Here is a 22,583-nt window from a genome sequence, read left to right as displayed (position 1 = left end):
ACTGAGCATTTTTATTCTATCACCTCATTCACATTGTGATCCCTTTTTTATCACTCACTTAAACATACAAAACAAAAAACTTGTAGAAAAAATCTACAAGTTCTTCATTTCTATCAATGAAATGTTCTTTCTATTTCGCAAGCATCCATTTCTCTTTCATAAACAAACTTCTCACGATGACAAACAAGATCATCACTGTCAGCGCCGAGGAGCCGAGCGTCAGGGCAATTGACATCGGGTCAATGATGCCAAACATCAATTGCTTGCATAGTGCGTGAATATTAAGGAATGGGATCGCAAAATAATACGTATCTAGCTGCGTAGCGCCTGCTCTCATGGTGAAAAACATCGGAATCACACCTAGTGTAATGATCATGGACATGTACGATTGTGCTTCTTTCACTGAGCTTGAAACGACACTGAGCAGCAGTTCAATCATGGATACCATGAATGAGAAAATAATTAATGCCGCAAACATAACGCCGATGATGCTCCACACTTGATCTCCGAAGTTCAGCGCTTGTTTCAGTTTTTCTGTAAAGAGCAATGTAGAGAGCAGAAGCATGCCAATCGCCACAATGCCACTTAATATACCAAACATAGAAACAGCTAGCCATTTTCCAATTAAAAGCTGAAGTCTGCTGGCCGGTGTCAGGAATAAAGCTTCAATTGACTTTCTATCCTTTTCACCTGCTACGATATCAAGCGCAGCTGGCAAAGCACCTGAGATCACAGAGGTCACTAAAATCATTGGAAGAAGAATCGACAGCAGCATGGCGGTCACCCCGTTTTCTCCATCCCCGTCCTCTCCTTCTTGCACATCAACCGATTGCACCTCAAACGGATGAATCACTGACGATTTGATCTGATCCTGTGCCAAACGCTTTTCTACGACTTGATTTTGATATTGTTCAAGCAATGATTGCAGCATTTGAACCGCAATCACTGAATCATCATCTGTTGGATACCCATGGACTTTAATGGCAAACGATGTTTGATGCTGAAGCATATCGCCTGCATCTTTTGGCATTTCTAGATAAGCATTTGCCTCACCGTCTTTAACGGCTTGCTGCGGGTCATCAAATGTTTCAAGTTTCAGGTTTTTCACTTCTTTGATCATGTCATTCATATCGGACGGAAGCTTTTCATTGATTGCGACTGTATATGTTTTATCGCCTGGGTCAGCGATCATGCTTTCGTAGAAAAACACGAGTCCGAGCATCGTCAAAAGAGGGATCAACACTGTTAAGAGCAACGTTTTCCTGTCTCTGAGCGAATCTGTCATTTCTTTTAAAAAGACGGTTTTCCACATTATGCATTCCCCCTTGCGAGCTTCGACATAAAGATGTAATTCAAGTCTTCACTTTGTTCCTGTGCATATAATTCTGGAAGCGTTCCTTTGTACACGAGCTCCCCTTGATGTATCATCATGACACTGTCACAAAGCAGGCTGACTTCTTCCATGATGTGGCTTGAAAATAGAATCGTTTTATTTTGCTGTTTCAACTGATGAATAAACTCTCTGAAAATATTACTCGATGTGATATCTAAACCTGTTGTCGGTTCGTCAAACAAAATAATGTCAGGGTCATGAATCAATGTTCTGGCAATCGCCACCTTTTGCTTCATCCCTCTTGAAAATCCTTTTACCTTGCGATCCATGTACTGCCTCATCCCGAATCGCTTTGCCAAATCCTCAATTCTTGCTTTGATTTCATGCTGATCTAAGCCATATAATTTCCCAAAGTATTCAAGGTTTTCACGAGCCGTCAAACGGTCATAAAGCCCCGTCTCGCCGCCAAATAAGACCCCAATTCGCTTCTTCACTTCAGTTGCTTCTTTGACTGTATCAAAGCCTGCAACATTGACTGTTCCATGAGTAGGCTCCAATAATGTCGCAACGGCGCGTAATAATGTGGTTTTCCCCGCCCCATTTTCTCCTAAGATGCCGACGACTTCTCCTTCCTTCACTGAGAATGTCATATGTTTCATCGCCTTTACGACTTTTTTCTTATCTGTAAACCAGCAACTACAATCGCTGAGAGTAATCATTTGGTTCGCCCCTTTCGACTATCTACGTCTATGATAGAAAAAATACCGCCTGTCTGACATAAAAATGTCGCGAAACGTCCTTTTTCTGTCTTGAAATGATCCATTTTAAAAAACAAATGGTAAAATAGACAAATAATAAGAAGAGTCATAGGTGATTTTTATGATAAAAGTAGGTCTTGTCGATGATTACCGAGTGGATTTAGAAAAGCTGCATGCCATTGTCGGCAGAATGGATGCTGTTGACATCGTTTTTGTGACGCAGTCAGCGGAGGATGCATATGAGAAGGTCAAACAGGGCGACATTGATCTATTGTTTGCAGACATTGAGATGCCTGGCATGTCAGGCTATGAATTAGCAGACCTTATTCACTCCCATGCACTGAATGTGGATGTTGTATTTGTGACGGGAAACAGTGGGTATGCTGTCCATGCCTTTGATTTGAATGTCCATGATTATATTATGAAGCCTTATCAAGCTGATCGAATCGCCAAATCCTTAGAGCGCTACATGTTCACCAAGCAGGAGAAAAGCATTCACGGACGGCTTCTCATCAAGCAGCAATCAGATATCCATGTACTGCAAAAAAAGGATGTCATCTTTGTTGAACGTACTGGCAGGTCGACGACCATTGTCACAACAACAGGAGATATTCAAACATACCAAACTCTCAACGAGTTAAAAGGTGATTTAGCTGAGAAAGACTTTATCCGCTCCCACCGCTCGTTTATCATCAATATTCATTACATTAAGAACTTTTCGGCGTATGCCAAAAATTCATTTATCGTGTCTTTTGAAGGGACTGATAAAAAAGCCATGATGACGAAGCAGCAATTAGAATACTTTAAGAAATACTACTTTTAAGGAGAACGAACGTGAACGCTTTCTATCTTGGATTTCGCATATATACGCTCATCTGGCTCGGTCTTGCAGTTCAAGCTGCTGCTAAAGCTGTTCTGCCTTTGTCATCAAGCATGGTGTGGCTTCTGACCTTTTGCATCATGTGCCTTTACACCTTTTTCATTTACAAAAGGTTTTGGCTAGGTATGAGTGGTTACGTGATATTAGGCGCTTTTGTGCTCATTACCTGTTCAGGCATTTCACTTTTTCTCACGCACGGAAATGGACTAAGCCATCTTTTAACTGTCATCATCATTTTGACAGCCGATCTCCTTTCCTTCAAGGTGATGCAAACGGAGCAACGATTAAATGGACGGCTTCAAGAGCTGAGCCATGCTGAGTCGAGAACCAATGACTTGCTGCTTGAGCTGCGAAGTAAACACCATGAAACAGCTAGACATTTAAATGCCTTTTCCGCATCGAATGACGAGCATGAGATCAAAGATTTGATTCAGCAATACGTGAAACATTTCCCTTGGATCAAAGGGGAAAATGCTTATTTGGCTTCCACCCTTCATTCCTTTTTCCAGCGGGCTGAAAAAGAGGACATTGCCCTTTCACTAGATCTTCAAGCACCCTTTTCTTCTCTTCCTTTTTCTAAGGCGGATCAGGTGAGTTTTACTGGCAACCTGCTTGATAACGCATTAGATGCCGCCATTGAAGCGAAGCAAGCTGGGAACGAGGGAAACATCTCGATCACGACTTCCATCCGGAGCGGGCTCTTTTTGATTCATTGTGAAAACAGTACTAAGGGCATGGAAAAACACGTATTAGATCATCTGTTCAAGACGTTTGGCCGCTCGACAAAAGGCGGTGATCATCAAGGTATGGGTACTTATATCATTCATCAGCTTGTTGAAAAGGCAGACGGCACGCTTGATTTTACGTATCGTTCTCCAAACCTGAGGCTCGTGATCAAGATTCCTCTCACAATGGCATAAAAAATAAGGTGCTACTTGGCACCTTATTTTTTATATTATGAAAAGATCTGATCGATTTCGTTGATTTCTTCTTTTGTTAATTGAACATCGTTTGTTTTCAAGTTTTGTAAGACTTGCTCGGCTCGTTTTGCACCAGGAATAATGGCATCAATGCCATCCTGCGCCAACAGCCACGCCAGCGCTACATGGGCTGTTTCGGCATGTTTTGATTGCGCAATGGTCTTCAGTTTGTCTACTTTTTCGAGGTTTTGAAGGAAAGCATCGCCTTGGAAAAGCGGGTCCTTTGCTCGAATATCATCAAATGTCGCATCCTTTGTAAACTTCCCAGTCAACAGGCCTGACGCCAATGGAAAATAAGGGATAAAGGAAATCCCATGCTCCACGCAGTATGGGAGAAGGTCTTGTTCTGCCTGACGTTTTAGCAGAGAATACTCTGATTGAAGCACGTCTAGGTGTCCATCTCGATTAAAGGTTTGAAGCTGTTCAAAATCAAGGTTTGATGCCCCAATTGCCCGGATTTTCCCCTCATCCTTCAATTCCTTTAAAGTACCTGCCACTTCATCCAGCGGCGTGCGGCCGTCTGGGAAATGCATATAGTACAAATCAATATAATCAGTTTGCAACCTCTTCAGGCTGTCTTCGACCTGCTGTCTTAAGAAATCACGGCTATTATCCAGTTCAATTTGCCCGTTTACTTCTTTATGAGCCCCTTTTGTCGCAAGAACCAGTTCTTTTCTGCCGCCTCTTTTGGCAATGATCTCGCCAATCAATTCTTCTGAACGGCCCAGCCCATAAATAAAAGCAGAATCTAAGAAATTGACACCATGATCAAGAGCAGTTTCTACTAGCTCCCGCCCTGCATCTTCACTCAGATTCGGGAATAAATTATGGCCACCTACTGCATTTGTTCCAAGCCCTATCGGATTCACCTGTAAATCAGTTCGTCCAAGCGTTACTTTTTTCAAAAGCTCATCTCCCTTATCTGCTTAATCATCCTTATTTTCCCATGAATCATTTTCAACATTCAAGTATTCTGCTCTCTGAAAATCAATCTGAAGGTGGACGCTTTGAAAGAAACAGATTCGTATGATGAAGATATACTTAAACGAAAAGCTTTGCGATGTGAATCCTAACACATCTTTTGAAATGAAAACTACCTCCATTTCAAGATTTTTACACACAAAACATTTAAAACTCATGATAAATAGATAAATTAATTCTTATTAACTAGTATATTTTACTTATTAAATTCCGTTTTTTATAGGTATTTGTGTAAAAATCTATCAAAGATAGGGAATACAACCTATTCCTCATCACGAATGAAATTCGATAGAATGAATAGTGCAAATCGTCATTAGGAGATTTTCCCCTTTAACACCCGAATATACCATTCTATCTGTTTCTTTTTTCTCAGTCAGATAGCGGGAAGAAAATGACGAAAGAAAAGCAAAGGAGCATCAACTGTGAATCTTAAAAAAATAAGTGCACTCCTCATGATTTCATTCGTGATGATCATCTCTGCAGCCTGCCAGAGCTCAGCAAAATCAACAAAGGCTGACCAAAAATCAACAAAAACAGCAGAGGTAAAAGTGAATAGCTACGAATATACGTTACCAGAAGACTCAACAACTACCTTGCGAGACAATGAATTGGTGTTAAAAGTCAACCTGACGATCACCAACAAAGGTGACAAAGCCCTTTCACTATATAACTCTGATTTCACCCTTTATCAGGACGATGCCAAAGTCTCTGATTTAAAATTCTACGGCAGTAAAGACCGCCTTGATCTTGGGTCCTTGAACAAAGGGAAATCACTATCAGGAGCGCTTTATTTCCTAGTAGATAAAGGCAAAAAATATCAGTTCGTGTACCAAGATAGCATCAAGAAAAACAGCGATTCGATCGAAATGGAACTAGATGGCGAAAAGATACTGGATTCAGCGAAAAAGCTAGATAACCCAGCAAAAGCACTATCTGCTTATACAGATATCATTGTTTTTGACAAAAAGAATGATCAATTCTCAGAATTAACAGGTGACAATCAATCAGATGTCGTTAATAAATATCACGAAATGTTTGTGAAAGACTTTAAGAGAAGTGCAGGCATATATGGAAACGAAGTCAGTGACCGCGATATTTTATCCATGTACAAACGCATGCAAAATACAATGAAGGATAAAGCGAAAGTGGAAACAAGTGTGAAAACCATCTCAGATGACGAAGCGAAGGTTGTCGCTCAAGTAACCGGTATTGATGCTTCTAACTTAAAAGACAAACTAGACAAACAAAGAGATGAGTTTTACAACGGCAAAATCCGTTCGAAAGAAGAATTGTATAAGAAAAGCTTGAATATGTACGCATCTGAGTTTGAAAAGCTTCCTCCAGTCTCAAGCCCTGCTGAGTATGAAGTGAAAATGAAACGTAACGGAGATGGTCAGTGGAAAATTGACCTCAATGATTATAATACAGAGCAATACATGAGTAGTTTTATTAAAACAAGATGATGAAAAAAAGACGCTGGCTCCTTGAAAGGTGCCGCGTCTTTTTTCATGCTATGATACAGTCGTCTCTTGCTCTTCTTTGACCGCTTTTTCAATATCTTTAAATCGGCTCGATACAGTGGACGCACTAATGCCATACTTTTTAGCAACTTGTGCTTGAGAAAGCGGGGCATCGCTTGCTAGTGAATGAATATAATATTCGATTCCAGCAGCAAATGACGCCGCTTTACGGATCACAGGTGCTTTCTGATCACAGTAAGCTTTCCAAACCGTTAAAGCGCCATCTGTCAGGCTTTGGTCACCGTGCTCTTTCATCCCGTCTTCAATCAGCTTGGCTGTTTCCAGCTGAACGTCACTAGCCCAGTCCATCCGATCTGCTGATAGTCCTACTGTACTTCCTTCTGTTTGAGCAGGCGCTTCTATTTCTTCAACTTCTTGCTTCGCAAACATACACTTCAGCACTTCAGGGAAGGCTTCTCTCATAAATGTGCTACGTGCTCCTCCGTTTGCCTCATGTGCTTCAACGAGCTGGCGAACCTGAAGAAGAAGCGTATCAGTAAACTCTTTCGCGAACATCGTATATTGAATGAAAAACTCTGCTTTTTCTTCAAACTGAACAGGGAAACCTAGAACAAGACTACCTTTCTCTGGCAGCACGGTTTGATCCGGCTTCACATCAACTTCAACCTTCTCAGCTGTCACCATATTCTCAAAGTAAAGAGACTCGTCCGTTTTTTCATTTAATAAAAGCAAAGATGGCTCCATGTCTGTCCAAGATTCAACCACTTGTCTTGTTTTAGGACGGGTAATATCTTCTGCTTTTTTTGTCAGGAATTCTTGGAAGATAGTCTCTTTCTTATCTGTTAATGGGCGGAAGAAAATGCCCCATACACTCAAATGAAAGACTGAGATTTGTTGCGTTTCTTTATCCATATCTGCTAGGAAAGAAAACTCATTAATGAATTGATTGATCGCTCTCTGATGCTTAGAGAACGCATAATTCATTAAATCCTTTTGAACTTGTACAGCTTCTTTAAACACAAGCTCAGACGTTTGTTCTCCGCCTGACTTTTGACCACAGCAATGTTTATATTTTTTTCCGCTTCCGCATGGGCAGAGCGCATTTCGTTTAATTTTTCCCAAAATAAAACCTCCGACATTCTAGTCTAACCTCACTATTTTAACAAACGATTGCACAGGAGAGTTTTATTTTCAAGAAAAAAGAAAAATCAGAATGATCAGATAAATAACAAAGACGTCTAAAAGAGCAAGGCGGCTCATAGTCAAAAGCACTCTGTCTCTGTTTATTTTCTCCAATCATTCCAATAGATTTCCCTCAGCTCATCCCTTCGAATAGCTGCTTTGCTTCAAAATAAAAGATTTGCACGAACTTTTTCGTATTGACTCTGCCTGTTGACCCTGCAGAAGAAGAAGTCTTCTGCATTTCTTTCATCCTTTGGCTGACATCAGTGAAATCAAAAAACTTCGACGCATAGTGCTCAAATTTAGGATTTGAAAAATCTGTGAGCCCAAGTGATGCGAAATGATTTAAGGAATGATGGATGGCTCGTCTAATTCGCTGCTCTGCTGCTTTCACTTCCCGCATCACTTCCACATCCGCCGCACCACGACCAAGCTTTCGTTCCGCCGTTTTGATAAATAGCTGCTTTAATGGCGGAAAATTCACCTCATGAGAATTGGCTGTCTGCGTTTCATGTAAGTAGATCAATATCTCTAGTAAATCCTTAGAGCCACTCTCTCCGACAATTCCTAATTCAGATAGGAGGAATTCCCCTGCCTCTTTCATCGTTCTTCGCTTTGATCCAGTACCTGTCTCATGAGAAATCACTGGCTCTAATGGCAGCACATGCCGAAGAGAAGCTTGAATATCGTAAATTGATTTTTCGAGCTTGATCCGCTCCATGACCTTTCGAATGACACTGACAATCTCAATTCGATTGACGGGTTTATGAATATAATATTCAATTCCAAGTTCATAGGCTTCTGCCATCATCTCTTTTGCTTCTACTTGAGATATCATGATGACCTTTCCTTTGAATTCAGGGTGAATATGACGTATGGTTTGAATGCCGTCTCTAGCTGGCATTAAAAGATCAATCAGAAGGATGTCTACTTTTTTCAAGTTCAATGAATTCGCTTCTAATCCAATGCCGTCATCAGCTTCATCCACGACCTCTCCTAGATCCTCATCCTCAATGATCTGACCTAAAATCGAGCGTATTGCACGATCATCATCTGCAATGAAAAATCGCATACACTCACCCTCTCTGTATTAAATTTTTTATCGGAAGGACAAGCTGAAAAGCTGTTCCTTTCGTTTCTTTCTGCTCAATCTGGATTTGACCGTCCAGCTCTTGAACCAGCTCTCTCACATAGGATAAGCCAATCCCAGTTGACGGTGTTCCATATGCATCAAATTTTGAGGTATATCCAGGATCAAATACAATCTCTCTCAATTTCTCAGGGATACCCGGTCCATCATCCTCGACCCGAATCTCTATTTTATCATGACTGCCTTTTAATACGAGTGAGATGGCTCCATCATCCTTGATTGCTTCAACTGCATTTGCCATTAAATTATTAATCAGCGATAAGAAAATGAACACATGATACTCATGCAAGTGAATGCCTTTTATATTAGATGTAAAGGAAATGTTCTTCCCGAGAGATAGCGCATATTTCTCTTGAATGCGAATCACGATTTGAACAAGATCCTCTGCCCTCATATAATCTTGCATGTTTTCCTTTGAAATCAGCTTTGAAAGCCCAGCGTAAATACGCTGATTGTCCTTTTTAACTTCATGTATTTCCCCTGCAAGCTTCAGCAGCTCCTGACTCACTTTCTTTCCTGCCTCATGTTCATTCAGCAGACGATAGAGCCGATAGGATTCTTGCGTTATGTGCTCTGTATGATTTAACGTTTTCTTTAAATGAACTGTTTCCTCATATAAATTTGAAATGACCATCATCATATGCTCATTTTGCTTCATGATTTGTTTCTCTCTTGATTGTGCCTCATACAGCCTCATCATATTAAAAAAGCTGATGACCACGAAGCTGTGAGCAAATGCAATGAGGATCATATCACTCAGCTTTGAGAAAGTCATGGTTGTATCAAACACTAAAAATTGTACAAACAGCTCAACAAAATCAGCCAGCAGTTCAATCATCAGTCCGATCAGCCCAATAAAAATGGAACGCTGCTTGAAACGGCCTGTACGGACAACAAAGAAAAGAAAAGCATAAGTAAAGTAAAAAAAGAAGCTCGGAAACTGCTGATAAAATGACAGAGCCAGATCAGCTTTTTGCTGAATAAGATCTAAACCTACCCGAAATAGGACAATGGCTGCGCCTGTTAAAAACCCTGGCAGCAATGGTCTTGATTTTCTTAAAAGTAATAAGCAAAAGAAAAACGCAGGTGCCCCAAAACTAATACGAAATGTTTCATTCACAGGATAAAACTTCAGCTCTCCCGCAAGCGGCACAATGACGATCATAAAAATCAAAATAAATGCGTCTTTTTTGACAAGCTGGTTTAAACTCAAATGACTGACATCCCTTCCCCTGTTTACATAGCCACAGTATACAAGGAGACTCTTTGCTTCACAATGAGCAAAAAAATTATTTTCACGGCTACTTCTCTCTTCAAAATCATTTTTTATGACTATTCTCCGAGAAGGCATGGTGACCTTTCAGCTATTCTACGATTTGGAGATTGTCTACAATAATGGGAATTGTTTAGACAATTACATGCAGACTGATTTTTATTTGTAAGTTTTTCTGTAGATTTTCGTCAGATTGTGTAGTTTCCAAGATAAATTGAATGAACAATTTTAGTGAAACTATATGTAAGCGTTTTCTGAATTTTCACTAAAAACCCTTTTTGTTGTTTCGCCGCCAAAGCCTTCATTTGAACATATATTTAGGTGTAAAGGAGTGGTACAAGCAGCGCATGACAAGTTCTTTATAGATGTGTAACATGTTTTCGTGCCTATTTGATCGCATTTTTTGTCATCCGCCAATTCAATAGGGTACTTTTTGATTTTTGATTGGAGGAATCGTATGAAAACAGCAATTTCTAATAATACACAACACGCATGTCAGTCTTCTGTTGATCAATGGGCAGAAGAAATACGTCCGTATTACAAAAACGGGCAGAACGCTGGCTACATTCCAGCACTCGGAAAAGTAAATTCCTCTCAACTTGGTATCAGCGTGATAGGCCCAGATGGATCATCTGTACGTTATGGTGATTGGGACGTTCCCTTTACCCTGCAAAGTATCTCAAAAGTCATCAGCTTTATAGCTGCCTGTTTAGGAAGAGGCGTTCCGTACGTCTTGGATCGGGTAGATGTAGAGCCAACTGGTGATGCATTTAATTCCATCTACCGCCTTGAGATGCATAAACCAGGGAAGCCCTTTAATCCAATGATTAATGCTGGAGCTATTACCGTATCCTCCATCCTTCCTGGAAAGACTTCTACAGAAAAGCTAGCATATATTTTCGATTTAATCGAAAACTTAATAGGGAAGCGTCCTTCTGTTAATGAAGAGGTTTATCAATCAGAATGGGCAACTGCACACCGCAACCGGGCACTTGCTTATTATTTAAAAGAAACCAATTACTTAGAATCAGATGTCGAGGACACGTTAGAAGTGTATTTAAAGCAATGTTCCATTGAGGTCACAACAGAGGACATCGCCTTGATTGGACTGATTATTTCAAGTGATGGCTACCATCCCTTTAAACAAGTCCAAGTCATCCCAAAAGATATCGCAAGACTAACAAAGGCATTGATGCTGACATGCGGCATGTACAATGCGTCTGGTAATTTTGCCGTTTTCGTAGGCGTTCCAGCCAAAAGTGGTGTGTCTGGAGGAATCATGGCTTGCGTTCCGCCAAGCGCAAGAAGAGAATTCCCATTTCAGACAGGCTGCGGTATCGGCATTTATGGTCCTGCCATTGACGATTGTGGAAATAGTATTACCGGTGTCATGATGCTGAAGAAACTCGCCAAAGAGTGGGATCTCAGTATTTTTTAAAAAGAACAGTGATGAATTCGAAGAGGTGATGTTATGAACGAAAAAGCTTTGCTATCTTATTTAACAACTACAAATGATTTTATTTGGACTTATCTAATCATTGCTCTGTTACTTGGAGTAGGGGTCTACTTCACATATAGATCACGCTTCCTGCAAGTCAGAATGCTCAAAGAAATGCTGCGTGTTCTAAAAGAAGGAAGAAAAGAAAAAGAGGGAATCTCACCGTTCCAAGCTTTTGCCATCAGTATGGCAGCACGTGTCGGAACAGGGAATATCACAGGGATTGCCATCGCTATTGCGATCGGTGGACCTGGCGCAATCTTCTGGATGTGGATCGTCGCGATTATCGGTTCTGCTTCAAGCTTTGTTGAAAGTACACTAGCTCAGGTGTATAAAGTCAAAGATAAAACAGGATTCCGCGGTGGACCTGCTTATTACATGGAAAAAGGGTTAAATAAGCGCTGGATGGGGATTTTATTTGCCATCCTGATCACGATCTCTTTTGGGATTGTCTTTAACGCAGTGCAATCAAATACAATCACCGTCGCTTTTAAAAACTCTTTTGGCCTAGATCGTTTAACTGTCGGAATCGTTATGGCTGTTATTTTTGCGTTCATTATTTTCAAAGGAATCAAAGCGATTGCAAAAGCATCTGAATATATTGTCGTTTTTCTTGCCGTTGCTTACATCGGGATTGCTTTCTTTGTCATTATCACAAATATCACTGAACTACCAGGTGTCATCAGTACGATTGTGAAGCATGCTTTCGGATTTGAGCAGTTTGCCGGCGGTACATTAGGTGGAGCATTGTTACAAGGGATTAAACGCGGTCTCTTCTCAAACGAAGCCGGTATGGGTAGTGCCCCTAACGCAGCAGCAACTGCTGTCACGAGCCACCCAGTCAAACAAGGATTAATCCAAGCATTTGGTGTGTTAACAGATACGTTAATTATTTGTACAAGTACAGCCTTTCTTGTTCTGTTCTCTGATGCGTATAAAACAACCAATCTGGAAGGAATTGAGCTAACTCAGGCTTCATTAAGCCAGCACATTGGGCCTTGGGCTTCTGGATTCCTGGCGATCATGATTTTCTTATTCGCTTTTAGTACGTTAATCGGTAACTATTACTATGGTGAAACGAACATTGAGTTCTTGGGAGCGAATAAAATTTGGCTCAACATCTATCGTGTTGCTGTCATTGGCATGGTTCTATTCGGAGCTGTTGCGACTGTTCCTCTCGTTTGGGGTCTAGCCGACTTATTCATGGGTCTCATGGTCATCGTCAACCTCATTGCCATTACCATGTTGTCCAAAGTCGCCTTTGCAGCACTGAAGGATTACATGAGACAGAAAAAAGAAGGCAAAGATCCTGTTTTCTATAAAAATGCCGTTCCAAACAATGAAGAGATTGAATGCTGGGACGACGAACCGGTTTCCTTGAAAAAGAATCAAATCGGATAAAACAAATAAGCTCTGGTCATATGATCAGAGCTTTTTCCTTTATGCTAAAAATTCGAGAATGAGCTTGTTCACGACATCTGGTTTTTCATGATTGATCCAATGAGTCGCATCATCAACAAAAATCAGTTGTCCATTTGGGCAAATCTTGATCGTTTCTTTTGCGAGCTTTCTGCTTAGAAACTTGTCCTCCATTCCCCAAATCATTCGGACAGGCACGAGAATTCGTTTGGAAATCGGTTTTTCAAAGCCGCCTTTTTTAATCGCTCGATACCAATTCAACATGGACGTAATGGCTCCAGGCTGCGTCCATGCCAGCTTATAGCTTGAGACATCTTCTTTTGTAAACAAATGAGGTCTAGCAGATAGTCCAATGGCTTCATCCAGTCTTTGAAAGTGATTTTCTTGAAGCGTTGCCTCCGGTACATTTGGAAGCTGAAAAAACGCGATATAAGAGCTCTTCTTCCACTGCGGCGGATAAAATGGAAGGACCTTCATCATCACACGCGGATGCGGCATGTTGACGATGATTAATTTCTCTACATATTGAGAACGGGTTGAAGCAAGGTGCCAAGCAACCGCTCCGCCCCAATCATGTCCGCCGACAATAGCCTTTTGATTTGGGCTCAGCGCCTTAATTAATCCCACGATATCATCTCTTAATTTGTCTAAGACGTATGATTCGACTCCTTCCGGTTTGTCACTCAGATGGTATCCCCTTTGATCAGGAACAACGACACGATACCCCGCCTCAGCCAGGGGGAGGATTTGATTTTTCCAACCATACCAAAACTCAGGAAATCCATGCAGCAGAACCAGCAGTGGGCCATCTTCAGGACCAGCCATTGCCATATGGAGCTTTATGCCGTTTGTTTGAATATATTGAAACTCAACTTGATCCATTCCTTTTCCACCCTTTCCCCATGTCTTATCATTCTTCCAACATAGCATATTTTCCATTTTTCAGAAAATAAAAACACTCACAAAAAAACCTTCACAAGGGTGAAGGTCTTTATTTATTTCATATAATTCAGCACCCATATCAGACCATTCTTCCGATCTTGTACTTGTCCATGAAGTGCGCCAAAAAACGTATCCTGTAATTCCACAAGGACATCTCCGTCAGCTTCAAGCGCCTCGTATACAGCCTTTAACTCTTCCTCATTGTCAAACTGCATGATCAATCGAAGATTCTCTGGTTTTGGTGTGCGGCCAAATGTATCTGAAAAGTGGAGCAGTGATTCTCCAAGGTGCAGCTCAGCATGCAATACACGGTCTTGATGTTCATTTAAGATACGAATATCTCCGCCAAAAATTCCTTGATAATATTGAAGAGATTCTTTGACGTCTTCTACGACAATATATGGACTAACGCTGATCATTTCCCTCATCCTCCTCTTGTTCCGTTCATTATCTCTTATATAGCTTATCCCAAATCGTATGAAAAAAGGCACAAATCGTCAACGGATTTGCACCTTTTTCTCAAGCAGATTTCGCTAATTCACTGTGTTTGTTAGAATACGCTGCGTACATGACGACACCGATCATCAGCCAAACCCCGAAGTACAGCCATGTCCGGCCTGGTAAATTGAGCATCAGAAACACACAACAGCCCATCGAGATAATTGGCAAAACCGGTACAAACGGAACCCGGAATCCCCTTTCCAGCTGTTTATGTGTCTTTCTCAAAATGAGTACGGATAAGCTCACCATCGCAAACGTTAATAATGCACCGATATTGGCTAGGTTGGACAGATCCTTCAAATCAATAAACCCTGAAATAACAGCTGTCATCCCGCCAATCACCCATATACTTGCAACAGGTGTATCACTTTTATTTGTTTTAGAAAACACTTTAGGCAAGAGCCCGTCCCGCCCCATCGCAAAAGCAATTCGAGTTGCCGCATAATTATTGGCGAAAATCACAGCCATCAATCCAATCACAGCACCGACAGAAATAATACCAGCCACGCTATGTTGATGGACACTTTGCAATACATAAGACATTGCCTCTGTCACATTCAACTTCGTATAGTGCACCATGCCTGTCATGACCAAACAAACGACAATATAAATGATCGTACAAATGAGCAATGAACCAATAATACCAATTGGCAGGTTCCGCTGTGGATTTTTCACCTCTTCTGCAGAAGCCGAAATGGCATCGAACCCTAAAAAGGCAAAAAACACAGCAGCGGCTCCAGCAATAATCCCTTCCGTACCAAACGGCATGAACGGTTGCCAATTGGCTGGCTCTACATAAAAACCACCTACTACAATGAAAAGAACAATAATGCCAAGTTTCACAAACACCATGATATTATTGAATTTTTTACTTTCTTTCGTTCCTCTAGATAGGATCCACGCAATGAGTAAAGCAATGATAATTGCTGGCAAATTCATATATCCGCCTTGTTCTGGACCAGCTAAAAATTGATGTGGAATTGAGATTCCAAACCCCTCCAGCAGGCTGTTAAAATAACTCGACCAGCCACTCGCTACAGCTGAAGCAGTCAGCATATAAACAGATAATAACGTCCATCCCATGAGATGACCTACGAGTTCACCCATTGTGGTATATGAATAAATGTACGCACTGCCGAACACAGGCAGCGCGGAAGCCATTTCTGCATAACAAAGTGCTGCTAAACTGCACACAATCGCTGCGATCGCAAAGGAGAAAATAACAGCCGGTCCTGCATCCTTAGCTGCTGTAATTCCGGTTAACACCATGACCCCCGTCCCAATCACAGCCCCTATGCCAAGGAGCGTGAGATCGAGCCCGCCCAGTGTTTTCTTTACCTTTTGCTGTCTGCTCTGTTCTAACAAATCGTGAATGTGTTTCTTACGAAGTATATGTCGCAAACCCTTTCCCTCCAAAACGTTAGAAAAACAAAAAAATCATTCAAATTTCATTATAGCAGAATAGGTCCTACGCATTCACAACCAATTCACGTAAATCTTTCTTCATGATTTTACCAAGTTTATTTTTTGGCAGATCCTGCGTGAAATGAATGGATGGCACTTTGTAATCTGCTAAACGTTCCTTGCAGTAATTCACCACATCTTCTTCGCAGAAATCGACAGATTCGTCTTTTACGATATACGCACTTGGTACTTCACCATATAAGTCATCTGGTACCCCAATGACAGCAGATTCAATTACACCTGGAATTTGATCAATGACCTCTTCCACTTGGTCAGGATAAATATTATCCCCACCGTATAGAATCACATCTTTGTATCTCCCTGTGATGTAAAGAAAACCGTCTTCATCCAGATAGCCTGCATCCCCCATATGGAACCAGCCATCTTTGAGCACTTTCTCTGTCGCTTCAGGTTGATGATAGTAGCCTAAGAAATAAAATGGGCTTCTCATGACGACCTCGCCAATTTCTCCAGCTGGGAGCGCCTCTTCTGTCTCAGGATGCACGATTTTGACTTCTACATCCGGATCCACTTTACCAGCAGAGCCCATCTTATCCTCGCCCATCGCTGGATGCCACGCACTCACAACCCACGCTTCTGTACTTCCATAGCCATGCATCATCTGAATGCCTACTTCTTTGTAATCTTTAATTAAGCGTACCGGTACCTTCGTACCACCAGAAATCGCAATTTCAAAAGATGAGAGATCGTACGAACCGCGCTTCATTTCTTCTAGCATGTACGTATAAGCTGATGGGAAAGCCATCATAAACGTAATTCTTTCTTTCTCAATCGTTTCTAAAATGCGTTTCGGTGTTGCATCATGTAAGAAGACTAACGTATACCCTTCAATTGCAGCTGCAATCAAGTGATTAATAGAACTCATATGATACAGCGGATGACTTGCCAAGTACCGTTTTCCTTTCAGATCAAATCCTCGATTCCCACGTCGTGTTAAAAATTGATAGATTCGTCCATGTCCGACCATACAGCCTTTTGGATTGCCTGTTGTACCTGAGGTGAATAAAATCATGGCCAAATCTTCTTCTGATACCTCTTCAGCAAGATCACTTCCATCATTAGACGCCAATATGTCTTCAAACAGCTGTGTTGTTTTCGCATTGACACCAGATTCCACCATGAGACAATCTTCTAAAGACACATTCACTGCCGCAATGATGTCACGGAATTCACGGTCAAAAAATAAAGCCTTTGGCTCTGCTTTTTTCAAGATACCTTCTAGCTCAAAAGAGGTAAGCTGCCAGCTAAGCGGTACGGCGACTGCACCTGCTTTAATGGCTGCCAGCATAATCGTAGAAAAGTGATGATGGTTTTGACAAATAAAGCACACCCGGTCACCTTTTCGAATTCCTTTACGGTGTAAGTAATGTGCCAGCTGATCAATGCGTTTTGCATATTCTTCAAATGTATAAGACACACCTCCGCCAGTTACCGCTTCAATTTGTGAAGAGCGTTCCATTCTGTCGTTTAGTAATGCCTGTAAAGTATTCAATATCTTCATCTCCAAACGTTTGATGTCCAATAGCCAATTTCCAGAGAATTGGATTGGCAGATTTTATCTCATTCACATTCTAAAATAAAAAGAGGTGAAAGTAAAATCATTTCATTTTGGAATTGTTCCTTTTATTAATTGATAATATAGGTAATTTTATAGCCGTCTTCCATTTTGGTTTAAATGATGATGCTTATTATGATAAGATAGACCTAGTAATTGATCGGAAAATGCGAATGCAATAGGAAAAGAGGTATGGAGAATGCAACATTTCGAGCTAGAGGCAAGTTTGTTAGACCATGCACTGACAAAGTATTTAAAGGCGACGAAACGAATAGATGAAGAGAATATCCCGAAAAACGTCACGAATGTAAAAGGGTTTATTTTACGCATCATCTACCGCCATCAATCATGTACTGTGAAAAATATTCTGCAGGAAGTTTCATTATCTCCCTCCGCAACAACAACCGCTCTCAATCACTTAGAAGATGAAGGGCTGATTATCCGCTCTAGAAATAACAATGACCGCCGTACGGTATGGATTACACTCTCTGAATCAGGTGAACAAATCGCCAGACAAATGATCGACAATCGTCAGCTGCTTGTCAATCAACTGTTCAATCACCTATCAGAAGAAGATAAAAAAACATTTTTTGAATTAATCGAAAAAATGATGGACGAGCGCACATTAAAGGCTTAGGAAATATCCTAAGCCTTCTTTTTATGGCTTTAAGATGACTTTTATACAATCATCTTGTTTTTCATTGAATATGTGATACGCATGAGCTGCGTCATCTAGCGGTATTTGATGTGTGATGATCGCTCTAGGATCAATTTCCCCGGTTGTCACTTTTTGATAAAGCTTTGACATGTACCCTCTCGCTGGCGCCTGTCCCATTTTCAGCGTGACGTTTCTTGCGAAAAAAGCACCCAATGGGAACATATTGTAAAGACCTCCATACACACCCGTCAGCTGAACAGTCCCGCATTTCCTCACGGCTTTTGTGGCAATTTGAATGGGCCCTATCGTTCCGCCTTGCAGCTTGAGCTTCTGTTCAATCTTTTCAAGCGGTGACTTTTTCCCATCCATCCCCACACAATCAATGACAACATCCGCCCCACCTTTTGTGAGCTCTTTTAGGGTTTCTCCCATGTCAGGGTCTTCTGTAAAATCAAATACTTCTACGCCGCTCATTCGTTTTGCATGGTGAAGGCGATAGTCTATGTAATCAACAGCAATGACCCGCTCTGCGCCCTTTTGCCAAGCAAATTGCTGTGCCATTAACCCAACAGGTCCACATCCTAGCACAATGACCGTATCCCCCTTTTTTACACCTGCGTGTTCTACACTCCAATAAGCAGTTGGCAGAACATCTGATAAAAACAGCAATTGTTCATCCTCTAACTCACAATCATCCGGCACCTTAAATGGTGTATAGTTTCCAAAGGGCACACGTAAATATTCAGCCTGTCCTCCGGGGTAATTCCCATATTTCTCACTGTATCCAAAAAGTCCGCCTGAATCATAATGGGGATTTGAGTGATCGCATTGACTTTCTAAATGGTGATGGCAATACTGACATTGACCACACGCCACGGTAAATGGAATGACGACACGATCTCCCTTTTTCACCGCAGTGACATCCGGCCCGACTTCCTCTACCACCCCCATCGGTTCATGCCCAATCACATAGCCAATAGGAAGCGGGAAATTCCCTTGATATAAATGTAAATCTGACCCACAAATTGCTGTAGATGTTATCCGAACGATGACATCTTCACGATCTTGTATAGATGGTGCAACTACTTCCTTTACCGCAATGCGGCTTTTCCCTTGATAGGTGACAGCTCTCATCTGCATTTCCTCCTTTAGTTCAAGTCAGCATTTCTATAGCTTCACCTTGAATGGATGGTTCATGCATATGAATATGGATGCTGTTCCATAAGGGAAAACAAAATAACCCGCCGATTTATTCAGCAGGTTGTTTACTTCAATATGTGTAACGCGTTACACAACTATTTTTCTTCGACAAACACCAAATCATACTGAGCAGAGGTCTCCCCATCCTCCATCATGTTCCCTTCCTGTATAAAATAAGGGCACATACCTGGACTTTGTGCTTCTTCAAATTGTTCAAACACTTGCTCAATATAGCCAGGCAGCAGCAAAACCAAAAATTTATTTGAATGAGACACTAATTCATACGAGTGAACGGTATTCGGAGGAATATAAGCAAAATCCCCCGGCATCAAGCAAATATTTTCTCCGTTTAACTGAAGATTCATTCTGCCTTCAACACAATAAAGTGCTTCTGTATGCACTTCATGATAATGCGGACGTAAGCCTTTTCCCTTTGTCCCTTCAATCACAAAATAACTGAATCCGCCTCCTGTTGTTTCTGTTGTCGCAATCAGCTCATGAAGCTGACCTTCGACCATGTATTGCTTTCCTTCACCAGCCTCCAGCACATATGGCTGCACTGCGCGTGGGAGCTGACTATGAAACAAAACAGCTGGCTTGGTTGTATTGGATAGCTCCCTAATGCCGTGCATCAACATGATATCGCTTTCTTTTTCAGCCTGATGAAAGCTGTCTGCATCAAATGGGTGATCAGTCATCGGCCATTCATTCTGCAACAGCCTCTTTCCGATTTGCTGATAGACATCTGTCATTTGCCCGCCCAGTGTATAAGAAATAAACCTTGTTTTGTGACTATGCATTCTATAGCCATGAATTGTTTTGGGCGGTATATGAATATAATCACAGGCCGTCACCATATATTTTTTACCGTCCAGTATCACTTCCAGCTTCCCTTCCAGCACAAAGATGGTTTCAAATAGCGTCTCATGACAATGCAGCGGAAAGTAAGCACCTTTCCCCCCTGTGATTAAGACAAGCTCAAACAGTTGATTTGTTTGATTTGCTTCTGCCAGCACATGTACAAGCTGATTTTCCAAACCATACAGCTCCCCCGAACCTGACACGGTATAAAAAGAGGTATCTTCGGATTGCTTGATCGATTGTGGTTGCTCCGACATCCCATCACTCCTCATGACTAATTGACTATCTTTATTATATAGACCAATTGATATAATAGATAGGCAATATGCGAGAGATTTTACTCTTCTCGCATAAATAAGTGTCTAAGGTAACATTTTACGTGCTCTAAAGGTGTCGTTTGCTTTAATGCAGTAGTCATTGATAATCCGCCGATGACCATTGAATGAAGGAGAGATGCCCGCTCATCCGCTTTTGTTTCATCATATCCGCTATTCATCAACTTTTCTTTGACAAGCTCTTGCCAGCGAATCATTTCTTGTTTACATGCAGCATGGAGTTTTGTATGTTCAGGTTTTGACTCTGCCGCCAGTAAGACAATCGGTATCCCTCTTTCACTTTCTTGCTCCATAAAACCCCGAATGATATTTGTCATAAAATGATCGACGGCGACATATGGGTCATCAGAATAGGCAAAGCTTTCTTCAATTTGATCGATGACCCTTTGACTAATATATTCAACGGCTGCTATGGCTAGCTCTTCTTTTCCATTTGGAAAGTAATAATAAAGAGATCCTTTCGGCGTGCCGCTCTCTCTAATGATTTGATTCAACCCTGTCGCATGATACCCCTGTTTACGTAAAAGAAGTGCGGCCGTTTGAATGATTTTGTCCTTCGTACTCACGTGTGACACTCCTTTCCTCCATAGACCAACGTCGATGCCATTGTTATTGATTCAGTAATGGATGCGTTCCTTTCCATAATGAGGATGATTCTATTTCTGACGCCAGTCTGAGCAGCCAGTCCTCTTTTCCTTTCGGTGCTGTCACCTGTACGCCTAAAGGCATGCCTGCTTCTGTGAGATGAACTGGCACACTCATAGATGGCTGGCCGGTTAGGTTAGCCAGCTGTGTAAATGGTGTGTAGGTCAAACTCTTGAGGAACATTTCATAAATCAGATCCTGCTGTGCTTGCATTGAAAGGGATGACACACGTAACAATGCAGCCATTTCTTGATCGTTATGCATCAGCTCGCCAACCTTTGGAGCCGAATAGGCAGTAGCTGGGGTCACATATAGATCGTAGGTTTGATGAAATGCGGCCATTTTTGCAGCGGCCATATCCCATGCATCAAGACTTTCTGTATAAGCAGCAGCTGTCACATTTTTTCCTGCTTCCGCCAGTACCCATGCCACAATATCTGTCTCCTCCGGCTTCACCGGACGCCCGAATGAACGAGCCAGAGAGGTAAATAATGCAGACATTTCACCGCTGTTCATGACGTAATATTGCTGCATCAGATGGACACCATCAATGTCCGGCTTCACTTCTTCTATTTGATGCCCTTGTTCACTCAGCCATTTCACAGTGTTCAAGACTGCCTGCTTTGCTTCCTCACTCACCTTCGTGCCTACTGGAGAGTCTACACTGTAAGCAATTCGCATAGAAGGCGTTCGTTTCACCAAATCCTCCTGATAGCTGCCGTCATATAATGGCGTTTGGAACGCAGCCTCTGGCTGAATGACTTGAAGCAAATCAAGCAGGGCTGCACTGTCTCGAACTGTTTTTGTGAGTGTAAAGTCAATGGAAGCTCCTTGCCACTGCCTTCCTGCACCCGGGCCGACCGGTGTTCTCCCCCTTGTTGGCTTGAGTCCAAATAAACCAGTAAAGGATGCCGGAATCCGAATAGACCCTCCGCCATCACTCGCTCCACCCGCAGGTACGATGCCGCTTGCCACAGCTGCTGCCGTCCCGCCGCTTGAACCGCCCGGAGAATAGTCAGCATTCCAAGGGTTTCTCGTCGGACCATATAAAAAGGGTTCTGTCACATTTCGCAATCCGAATTCAGGTGTGTTCGTATGACCGATCATGAGGAGCCCAGCCTGTTTCAATCGACGGACAAAGTGGGAATCTGTTTGCGCCTTTACATCCTTTAACAGCAAAGCACCCGCCGTCAAAGGTTCATGCTCCAGCCCCTGCGATATATTTTTCAACACAAACGGAACACCAGCAAACGGCTGATCCGCATTTAGTGACTTCATGTCTTTGAACACTTGATCTCGTCTTGTCTGAATCACCGCATTTAGTACGGGATTCACTTCTTCCAATCTAGTAAATGCAGCTTGTACAAGTTCTTCGGGCGTGACCTGCTTTTTCTGCACAAGTGACGCCAGTCCCGTCGCATCATACGTCATATACTCTTTTACATTCATCGGCATGTCCTTCTTTC

20 protein-coding genes are annotated in these 22,583 nt (G+C 41.9%); 6 read left to right on the top strand and 14 right to left on the bottom strand.

Annotated features, from left to right (window positions below; all coding sequences use genetic code 11):
- Positions 1-130 precede the first annotated feature (130 nt).
- Complete coding sequence (locus tag NSQ17_RS01680; protein WP_342467776.1) at positions 131-1,312, bottom strand: ABC transporter permease; 1,182 nt, start codon at positions 1,310-1,312, stop codon at positions 131-133.
- Complete coding sequence (locus NSQ17_RS01675) at positions 1,312-2,052, bottom strand: ATP-binding cassette domain-containing protein (RefSeq protein ID WP_007498365.1); 741 nt, start codon at positions 2,050-2,052, stop codon at positions 1,312-1,314. The genes NSQ17_RS01680 and NSQ17_RS01675 overlap by 1 nt, the downstream gene beginning before the upstream one ends.
- Before the next feature lie 160 nt (positions 2,053-2,212).
- Here NSQ17_RS01675 and NSQ17_RS01670 point away from each other — a divergent pair, with 160 nt between their 5' ends.
- Positions 2,213-2,914: a LytTR family DNA-binding domain-containing protein gene (locus NSQ17_RS01670; protein WP_342467775.1), complete on the top strand. Its 702-nt coding sequence runs from the start codon at positions 2,213-2,215 to the stop codon at positions 2,912-2,914.
- An 11-nt stretch (positions 2,915-2,925) separates the two neighbouring features.
- Entirely contained in the window at positions 2,926-3,891 is a 966-nt protein-coding gene (locus tag NSQ17_RS01665; RefSeq protein WP_342467774.1) for a GHKL domain-containing protein, read from the top strand.
- 35 nt (positions 3,892-3,926) lie between these two features.
- Here the strand turns inward: NSQ17_RS01665 and NSQ17_RS01660 are convergent, their stop codons facing one another.
- Positions 3,927-4,856: an aldo/keto reductase gene (locus NSQ17_RS01660; RefSeq protein WP_045034629.1), complete on the bottom strand. Its 930-nt coding sequence runs from the start codon at positions 4,854-4,856 to the stop codon at positions 3,927-3,929.
- A gap of 498 nt (positions 4,857-5,354) precedes the next feature.
- Here NSQ17_RS01660 and NSQ17_RS01655 point away from each other — a divergent pair, with 498 nt between their 5' ends.
- Positions 5,355-6,395 carry a DUF4352 domain-containing protein gene (locus NSQ17_RS01655; protein WP_342467773.1) on the top strand — a complete coding sequence of 347 codons (1,041 nt, stop codon included), beginning with the start codon at positions 5,355-5,357 and terminating at the stop codon, positions 6,393-6,395.
- 48 nt (positions 6,396-6,443) lie between these two features.
- Here NSQ17_RS01655 and NSQ17_RS01650 read toward each other — a convergent pair whose 3' ends face one another.
- The 3 genes from NSQ17_RS01650 to NSQ17_RS01640 form a co-directional block, all read right to left on the bottom strand.
- A complete protein-coding gene (locus NSQ17_RS01650) occupies positions 6,444-7,535 on the bottom strand; it encodes an SEC-C metal-binding domain-containing protein (protein WP_342467772.1) in 1,092 nt (363 codons plus the stop codon).
- Positions 7,536-7,728: 193 nt separating this feature from the next.
- Positions 7,729-8,667 (bottom strand): response regulator, encoded by a 939-nt coding sequence (locus NSQ17_RS01645; protein ID WP_047945840.1) that lies wholly within the window; start codon positions 8,665-8,667, stop codon positions 7,729-7,731.
- 4 nt (positions 8,668-8,671) lie between these two features.
- Positions 8,672-9,958 (bottom strand): sensor histidine kinase, encoded by a 1,287-nt coding sequence (locus NSQ17_RS01640; protein WP_277519298.1) that lies wholly within the window; start codon positions 9,956-9,958, stop codon positions 8,672-8,674.
- Between the two features lie 517 nt (positions 9,959-10,475).
- Here NSQ17_RS01640 and NSQ17_RS01635 point away from each other — a divergent pair.
- A complete protein-coding gene (locus NSQ17_RS01635) occupies positions 10,476-11,456 on the top strand; it encodes a glutaminase (RefSeq protein ID WP_342467771.1) in 981 nt (326 codons plus the stop codon).
- 33 nt (positions 11,457-11,489) lie between these two features.
- Positions 11,490-12,917 (top strand): alanine/glycine:cation symporter family protein, encoded by a 1,428-nt coding sequence (locus NSQ17_RS01630; protein WP_017358609.1) that lies wholly within the window; start codon positions 11,490-11,492, stop codon positions 12,915-12,917.
- A gap of 39 nt (positions 12,918-12,956) precedes the next feature.
- Here the strand turns inward: NSQ17_RS01630 and NSQ17_RS01625 are convergent, their stop codons facing one another.
- The 4 genes from NSQ17_RS01625 to NSQ17_RS01610 all read right to left on the bottom strand — a co-directional run bounded on the left by NSQ17_RS01625 (position 12,957) and on the right by NSQ17_RS01610 (position 17,355).
- Positions 12,957-13,817 (bottom strand): alpha/beta hydrolase, encoded by an 861-nt coding sequence (locus NSQ17_RS01625; RefSeq protein WP_342467770.1) that lies wholly within the window; start codon positions 13,815-13,817, stop codon positions 12,957-12,959.
- Between the two features lie 113 nt (positions 13,818-13,930).
- Positions 13,931-14,296: a VOC family protein gene (locus NSQ17_RS01620; protein WP_008342155.1), complete on the bottom strand. Its 366-nt coding sequence runs from the start codon at positions 14,294-14,296 to the stop codon at positions 13,931-13,933.
- Positions 14,297-14,396: 100 nt separating this feature from the next.
- Entirely contained in the window at positions 14,397-15,779 is a 1,383-nt protein-coding gene (locus NSQ17_RS01615; protein ID WP_017358611.1) for an amino acid permease, read from the bottom strand.
- A 67-nt stretch (positions 15,780-15,846) separates the two neighbouring features.
- Positions 15,847-17,355 (bottom strand): AMP-binding protein, encoded by a 1,509-nt coding sequence (locus tag NSQ17_RS01610; RefSeq protein WP_061417791.1) that lies wholly within the window; start codon positions 17,353-17,355, stop codon positions 15,847-15,849.
- Between the two features lie 262 nt (positions 17,356-17,617).
- Between NSQ17_RS01610 and NSQ17_RS01605 the strand changes: the two genes are divergently transcribed.
- A complete protein-coding gene (locus NSQ17_RS01605) occupies positions 17,618-18,055 on the top strand; it encodes a MarR family transcriptional regulator (protein WP_007498406.1) in 438 nt (145 codons plus the stop codon).
- A 21-nt stretch (positions 18,056-18,076) separates the two neighbouring features.
- Here NSQ17_RS01605 and NSQ17_RS01600 read toward each other — a convergent pair whose 3' ends face one another.
- From NSQ17_RS01600 to NSQ17_RS01585, 4 genes are all read right to left on the bottom strand, one after another.
- Positions 18,077-19,210 carry a zinc-dependent alcohol dehydrogenase gene (locus NSQ17_RS01600; RefSeq protein ID WP_342467768.1) on the bottom strand — a complete coding sequence of 378 codons (1,134 nt, stop codon included), beginning with the start codon at positions 19,208-19,210 and terminating at the stop codon, positions 18,077-18,079.
- A 161-nt stretch (positions 19,211-19,371) separates the two neighbouring features.
- The gene (locus tag NSQ17_RS01595; protein ID WP_342467767.1) at positions 19,372-20,394 is read right to left on the bottom strand and encodes a quercetin 2,3-dioxygenase; all 1,023 of its coding nucleotides are present in this window, start codon (positions 20,392-20,394) and stop codon (positions 19,372-19,374) included.
- Positions 20,395-20,474: 80 nt separating this feature from the next.
- On the bottom strand, positions 20,475-21,038 hold the full coding sequence (locus NSQ17_RS01590; protein ID WP_024719023.1) for a TetR/AcrR family transcriptional regulator: 564 nt from the start codon (positions 21,036-21,038) through the stop codon (positions 20,475-20,477).
- Positions 21,039-21,081: 43 nt separating this feature from the next.
- Positions 21,082-22,566, bottom strand: a complete 1,485-nt coding sequence (locus NSQ17_RS01585) for an amidase (protein WP_342467766.1) — start codon at positions 22,564-22,566, stop codon at positions 21,082-21,084.
- Positions 22,567-22,583: the final 17 nt, after the last annotated feature.

Origin of the sequence: Bacillus sp. FSL W8-0629 (assembly GCF_038593225.1) — a bacterium.
GTDB lineage: Bacteria > Bacillota > Bacilli > Bacillales > Bacillaceae > Bacillus > Bacillus altitudinis.
Note: the sequence above shows the minus strand (reverse complement) of the source record. Positions and strands in the feature narration are given on the sequence as shown.